This is a genomic window from Paenibacillus sp. USDA918EY (assembly GCF_009870825.1).
GTDB lineage: Bacteria > Bacillota > Bacilli > Paenibacillales > Paenibacillaceae > Paenibacillus_AQ > Paenibacillus_AQ albilobatus.
In genome coordinates this window covers 1-1025 of record NZ_WTWY01000050.1, presented here as the reverse complement: position 1 = coordinate 1025, position 1025 = coordinate 1, and the positions used below count along the sequence as shown (strand labels likewise).

Here is a 1025-nt window from a genome sequence, read left to right as displayed (position 1 = left end):
GAACGCCTGAAAACAAGCCTCAAACGTCTGTAGAAAACAATTTAAGAGGAGGGGAGCAAATGAAAGTGAAAATTGATGAAAGATTCTCCATTGAATCCGACCCGTACAATTTCATCCTGAAAGAAGTAAAGCGTGCAAAAGGCGGTAAGGGGCAGGAAAGAACTGTTATTCACGGATATTACGGAAGTGTCGCTGATGCGCTCAACAAAGTCGTAAAGCTCAAAATCAAGGAATCGACTGCCACAACGATTCAAGAGTTGGTTACAGACGTTAGACGGATTGAGGAATATATCCGCAGCGTGGTTACGGTGTAAAGGCTGTAACCACGCCTCAAACGTCCGAAAACAATATACCGTGAGGTGATAAACATGGAACGATCTGATTTGCCGATTATTCTACAGGCAAAGCACATAATTCAAGTTACTGGTCTTTCCAAATCGTCGGTGTACGAGCTAATGAAAAGCCCGGACTTCCCCCTGCTTGAATTAAATGAGCGTAAACTGGTGTACCGTGACCGATTCTTTGAATGGCTTGATAGTAAGCAACGAGTGAAAGTGCGTGTGAATCAACCATGACCAAAGAAAAACGAAAAATGACCGTTATTCTTCTGAGGCTGGCGAGAGAACTGAACGCACAACAAAATAAGCTCGTAAAGAACGATGAAGATTACGACTATTTCCTAATGAAACATATCAATATGACAATCTATGCCATAAGTGAAGTGCACTCAATAGCCAGTCTTGATCCTATAGACACAGAAATTCTTCGCACAGTGTGGGACTATCTGGAACGCAAAATCAATATGCGGCAGTGTTTGGAGGGGATCAGCCTCCATCTTGCTGAACTCGATGATGGCAGGTAATGAAATATTGGCGGTGAGGTGAATGCCACGCAAAAAGAAGGACTACGGATTCAAACCCTTTGAGGGGACAAGTTCAAAAGGGCGGCACTTAAGAATAACGGCAAGCATGATGGAATCAAAGGCATGGAAAGAGTTGTCCTGCCATTCAATCGCTTTGTACATC

General features: G+C 43.4%; 3 protein-coding genes. All 3 read left to right on the top strand.

Translation table 11 applies throughout. The features are described from left to right. On the top strand, positions 1-314 hold a 314-nt coding region (locus tag GQY55_RS30745; protein WP_236575990.1), incomplete at its 5' end, for a DUF5405 family protein. 54 nt (positions 315-368) lie between these two features. Next, positions 369-575, top strand: a complete 207-nt coding sequence (locus tag GQY55_RS30740; protein WP_160045726.1) for an AlpA family phage regulatory protein — start codon at positions 369-371, stop codon at positions 573-575. Continuing rightward, entirely contained in the window at positions 572-862 is a 291-nt protein-coding gene (locus tag GQY55_RS30735; RefSeq protein ID WP_160045725.1) for a hypothetical protein, read from the top strand. Before GQY55_RS30740 ends, GQY55_RS30735 begins: the two co-directional genes overlap by 4 nt. Positions 863-1025: the final 163 nt, after the last annotated feature.